Source organism: Janthinobacterium sp. GW460-12-1-14-LB5, assembly GCF_059423585.1.
This window is the reverse complement of sequence record NZ_JBWKYD010000055.1, coordinates 1-5,365: the sequence shown is the minus strand read 5'-3', so window position 1 is coordinate 5,365 and position 5,365 is coordinate 1. Positions and strand designations below refer to the sequence as shown.

The window sequence follows — 5,365 nt, the reverse complement described above, 5'->3', positions numbered from 1 at the left end:
CCACCGCCCCGCAGCGCCCGCCGTTCCCCGTTTTCCACACTTTTTCATCCTCCGCCTGTACTTGTTGACATCGAAAAAAATCCGGGTTACTGTTTGCACACGTGTACTGCACACGTGTGCAATTTCTTCAAAAAGCCTGTTCTGGCCATACCACTAAAAAAAGCGCCCCGTCCGCGGAGGCGTATCAAGGAGACCGTTATGTTGAACCACGTTCTAAGAATCGCCCTGTTCGGCGCCGGGGCCATCGGCCTGGTGGCCTGCACCACGCCCGCCGGCATGCAGCACAATACGGCTGCCAGTGCCGCCGCCGATCCGAAGCTGGCGAAGATCGGCCAGATCGTCGTCGTGTACATGGAAAACCGCAGCTTCGACCACCTGTTCGGCACCTTCCCCGGCGCCGACGGCATCGCCAATGGCCGCTCGCCCGACACCACCACGCAGACCGGTCCCGATGGCAAGCCCTATGCGATGCTGCCCGCCGTGGCGCTCGACAAGGGCGGCCTGGACCAGCGCTTCAAGGGCGACATCGCCAACGCGCCCTTCCACATGGAGCCGAGCGTGTCGCTGGGCGACAAGACGGCCAGTCCCGTGCACGCGTTCTGGACGCACAAGCGCCAGATTAACGACGGCAAGAATGACCGCTTCGTCGTCGAGGGCAATACGGGCGCCCTGCCGATGGGCTATTTCGACGGCAGCAAGCTCAAACTGTGGGCGCTGGCGCAGCGCTACACCCTGGCCGACCGCTTCTTCCAGTCCGCTTATGGCGGCTCCTTCCTCAACCACATGTGGCTGACCTGCGCCTGCACGCCCGTGTTCCCGAACGCGCCCAAGTCCATCGTCGCCCAGGATGAGCGCGGCACGGGCCACAAGAAGGGTGAGGAAGCGGAAGTGACGCAGGACGGCTACGCCGTCAACACCATGCAGGGCCCGCTGCTGTTCGACCCGACCAAGAAGCAGACCTTCCTGCCGCCGCAAACCATGCCCACCATCGGCGACCGCCTGACGGACAAGGGTATCTCGTGGGTCTATTATGCGGACGGCTACGACATCGCCGTCGCCTCGACCAAGTCGGGCAAGAAGGCCGACGATTTCTCGTATCACCACCAGCCGTTCACCTACTTCAAGCGCTTCATCGACAGCCCGCAGCAGCGCGCCACGCACCTGAAGGACCGCTCCGACATGCTCGCCGACGTCCAGGCGGGCAAGCTGCCGCCCGTCTCGTTCTACAAACCGATGGGCAAGAAGAACATGCATCCGGGGATGGACAAATCGAGCGTGGCGGCCGGCGATGACGAGGGCGTGGCCATCATCAACGCCATCATGGAAGGCCCGCAATGGAAGGATACCGTCATCATCGTCACCACCGATGAAAACGGCGGCTTCTGGGACCACGTGGCGCCGCCCAAAGGCGACCGCTTCGGCCCGGCCACGCGCATCCCCGCCCTCGTCATCTCGCCCTTCAGCGAGGGCGGCCATATCGACCATACCGAGTATGAAACCGTGTCGATCCTGAAATTCATCGAGGAACGCCATGGCCTGGCGCCATTGAGCGAGCGTGATGCGCGCGCCAACAGCCTGGCCAAAGCCCTCAAGCTCTAAATTCCACTCTCCTGCCTGTCTACCCTGGGTGCGCCGTCCTGCGCGGCGCGCCCGGGCAACTCACATCCAAAGGAAACGCCATGCTGCACGCACGCCATCTTCCCCTGTCCATCCTGATGCTCTCCCTGGCCGCCTGTGGCGGCGGCGAGACAACGCCGCCGGTCACGCCCGCTGTCACGCCGCCGGTGACACCTCCTGTGACGCCGCCGCCCGCCACCTTCTACCAGACCAAGACGCCGTACACGCCGCAGCAGGAGGCGGCCACGTATGAAGCCGCGCCGGCCGGCTACGCGCCCGTGTTCACCGAACTGGTGGCGCGCCACGGTTCGCGCGGCCTGTCGAGCATGAAGTACGACGCCGCCTTCTACAACGTCTGGCAAAGGGCCGCCGCCGACGATGCGCTCACGCCGCTGGGGCAAAAGCTGGGCGCCGACATATTGAAACTGATGAAGGCCAACGCGCTGCTCGGCTACGGCGTGGACGGCATCACGGCGCCCGGCTACGGCAACCTGTCGCAAACGGGCATCAATGAGCACAAGCAGCTGGCCGTGCGCATGCTGGCGCGCATGCCCGCCCTGTTCACGCAACTGGGCGCGAGTGCCGCCAGCGCGCCGCGCCAGATCGTCACCATCAGTTCCGGCGTGGACCGCGCCAAGGACAGTGCTGCGTATTTTGCGCAATCGCTGGCCGCCACGGCACCAAACGTCGCGCCGCTGATTACCCTGCCGCCCGCGCCCGCCGGCTACCCAGCCGGCAAGCCCGTGGCGCAGCCAGCTGGCGCCAACCGCTTCCTGCTGTATGCGCACAAGCTGGTGCCGAAGACGGACCTGGTCACCGATGCCCTCGACGGCTACTACCAGACCTACCAGGACAGCCAGGCTTACCAGACCTACCTGAAAAGCCCCGACTTCCTGGCCAAGTACACGGCCATCGACACGGACGCCACGGCGCGCACACTGGGACGCGAAGTGCTGGAGCGGCTGTTTACCAAGGCCTTTGTCGACAAGATCGACAAAGGCACCTACAGCTTCGCCAATACGGGCACCTACAGTTTCACCAGCGACGACGGCAAATTCACCAACACCGTGACGGGCGACGGCGAGACCACCATCAAGGGCCTGGCCGATGCAGCTTCCGTGCTGTACAACCTGTACGCCATCATGGCTGGCATGACGAACGAGGTCAAAGCCGACTTCGTGCAGTACATGCCGTCGGACGCGGCCAAGTACCAGGCCTTCGTGCAGGATTACCAGGATTTCTACAACAAGGGTCCCGGCACCACGGAAAGCGCCGGCGTGACCTGGAACTACGTGCGCGCGCTGCGCGACGACTTCTTTACGGAAGTCGACGCCATCGCGCGCGGCGACCTGTCGCACGGCGCCAAGCTGCGCTTCACGCATGCGGAAGCCATCATCCCGCTGGCCACGGCCATGGGCCTGAAGACCGTCGTCGGCGCGCTGCCGGCGGCGCAGACCTACAGCTATGACAACAGCAGCTGGCGCGGCCTGTACGTGGCACCGATGGCGGCCAACATGCAGTGGGACGTGTACCGCGACGCCAGCGGCAATGTGCTGGTAAAAATGCTATACAACGAAAAGGAAACCGACTTCCAGGCCGCCTGCGATGGCGCGCGCTTTGCGGCCGGCAGCCATTTCTATGTGTATGCGAAGCTGAAGACCTGCTACGGCCACGTGGCGCAGTAATCACGGAGTGCAGGCGGGCAGCCGTGCCCGCCTGTTTGGCGTTTGATGCTAGGCTAGCACCCAGGAACTCATCACGTCACGGACTCCCATGCCTCCATCGCTTTCCCTGGCCAGCATCCCGCTGGCCCTGGCCCTCGCCATGTGCGCCGGTCCCACGCTGGCCGTCGAAGGCCATTACCAGACCAAGACGCCGTATGCGCCGCAGCAGGATCCGGCGACCTATGCCGCGCCGCCGGACGGCTTCCAGCCCATCTTCACGCAGCTGGTAGCGCGCCACGGCTCGCGCGGGCTCACCAGCATGAAGAACGACGCGGCCCTGTATGCGATGTGGCAGCAGGCCGCTGCGCAGGATGCGCTCACGCCCCTGGGCCGCGAACTCGGTCCCGACATCCTGTCCCTGATGCGGGCCAATGCCTTGCTCGGTTATGGCGTGGCAGGCATCGAGCGGCCCGGCTACGGCAACCTGTCGCAGACGGGTATCGACGAGCACCGGCAGCTGGCCGTGCGCATGCTGGCGCGCCTGCCCGCCCTGTTTGCGCAAGTGGGGCAAGACGCCGCGACGGCGCCGCGCCAAATCGTCACCATCCATTCCGGCGTGGACCGCGCGCGCGACAGTTCGCGCTTCTTCACGCAATCGCTGCTCGAGCACGCGCCCGCGCTGGCGCCCTTGGTATATCTGCCGCCCGCGCCGGCGCCGTATCCGCAAGGACGCAAGCCCGCGGTGCAGCCGATATTGCAGCCCGATGGCGTCAACCGCTTCCTGCTGTACGCGCACAAGCTGGCGCCGCAGACGGACCGCGTCACCGATCCGGCCAATCCGCATTACGCCACCTATGCCGCCAGCCAGGCCTACCAGTACTATGAAAGAACCAAGCAGCTACATGCGCTGATGGACGCCCCGGCCAGGCTGCCTGCTGCGACCGCGCATGCGCGCCACGTGCTCGAACGGCTGTTTTCTCCCGCCTTCCTCGACCAGTTTGAAGGCGGCCGCGCCAGCTATGCGGACACGGGCAGCTACACCTTCACCAGCGACGACGGCAAGTTCACGCGCACCATGACGGGCAGCGGCAAGACCGTCATCCGCAGCCTGAATGCGGCCGCGACGAAACTGTATGAGCTGTATGCGATCGCCGCCGGCATGCGGCATGAAGTGCCGGCCGATTTCAGCCGCTACATGCCCGCCGAGGATGCGCGCTACTACGCGTATATCGCCGACCATGAGGATTTTTACCAGAAGGGACCGGCCACCACGGAAAGCAGCGGCGTGACCTGGCGCTTCGCGCTGGCCTTGCGCGACGATTTTTTCAATGAAGTCGATGCGCTGGCCAGGGGAGACGTGCGCCACGCGGCCAAGCTGCGCTTCACGCACGCCGAGATGATCATTCCGCTCGCATCGGCCATGGGCTTGCAGCAGGCGCTGGCACCGTTGCCGGCATCGGCCAGCTACAGTTATGAAAATAGTCCATGGCGCGGACAGAGCGTCTCGCCGCTGGCGGCCAATATGCAGTGGGATGTATACCGCAACGGCGCAGGGCAGCTCATCGTGCGCCTGCTGTACAACGAAAAGGAAACGGACTTCCAGGCCGCTTGCGACGGCGCCCGCATCGCGCCGGGCAGCGTCTTCTACGACTATGCGAAACTGAAAACCTGCTACGGACACGTGGCGGCGCGCTAAGGCACCGCCACTGGCCTGATTACTTCAGGGTCGGCATGGCAAACTCCGCGCCAGCAGCCGTCGAGGCCGGCCAGCGCTGCGTCACCGCCTTCTGCTTCGTATAGAAACGCACCGATTCCGGGCCGTGCGCATGGTGGTCGCCGAACAGGCTGCGCTTCCAGCCGCCGAAGCTGTGGAAGGCCATCGGCACGGGGATCGGCACATTGACGCCCACCATCCCCACCTGCACCCGGTGCGTGTATTCGCGCGCCGTATTGCCGTCGCGCGTGTAGATGGCCGTGCCGTTGCCATATTCATGCGCATTGACGAGGTCCAGCGCGGTGGCAAAATCGGGCACGCGCACGATGCACAGCACGGGGCCGAAGATTTCTTCCTTATAAATCGTCAT

At 64.7% G+C, this 5,365-nt stretch carries 4 protein-coding genes; 3 read left to right on the top strand and 1 reads right to left on the bottom strand.

What is annotated here, in order from left to right; genetic code table 11:
* Nucleotides 1–198 precede the first annotated feature (198 nt).
* From AC07X6_RS28385 to AC07X6_RS28375, 3 genes are all read left to right on the top strand, one after another.
* A complete protein-coding gene (locus AC07X6_RS28385; protein WP_494793199.1) occupies nucleotides 199–1,599 on the top strand; it encodes an alkaline phosphatase family protein in 1,401 nt (466 codons plus the stop codon).
* An 80-nt stretch (nucleotides 1,600–1,679) separates the two neighbouring features.
* Nucleotides 1,680–3,302, top strand: a complete 1,623-nt coding sequence (locus tag AC07X6_RS28380; protein ID WP_494793198.1) for a histidine-type phosphatase — start codon at nucleotides 1,680–1,682, stop codon at nucleotides 3,300–3,302.
* 88 nt (nucleotides 3,303–3,390) lie between these two features.
* Nucleotides 3,391–4,977: a histidine-type phosphatase gene (locus AC07X6_RS28375; RefSeq protein WP_494793197.1), complete on the top strand. Its 1,587-nt coding sequence runs from the start codon at nucleotides 3,391–3,393 to the stop codon at nucleotides 4,975–4,977.
* A 19-nt stretch (nucleotides 4,978–4,996) separates the two neighbouring features.
* Here the strand turns inward: AC07X6_RS28375 and AC07X6_RS28370 are convergent.
* Nucleotides 4,997–5,365: aldehyde dehydrogenase family protein (locus tag AC07X6_RS28370; RefSeq protein ID WP_494792491.1), on the bottom strand; the 369-nt coding region annotated here is incomplete at its 5' end.

Excerpts from the sequence above, each read along its gene's own strand:
- AC07X6_RS28375 (WP_494793197.1), top strand. The coding sequence starts at position 3,391 with ATGCCTCCATCGCTTTCCCTGGCCAGCATCCCGCTGGCCCTGGCCCTC.
- AC07X6_RS28385 (WP_494793199.1), top strand. The coding sequence starts at position 199 with ATGTTGAACCACGTTCTAAGAATCGCCCTGTTCGGCGCCGGGGCCATC.
- AC07X6_RS28380 (WP_494793198.1), top strand. The coding sequence starts at position 1,680 with ATGCTGCACGCACGCCATCTTCCCCTGTCCATCCTGATGCTCTCCCTG.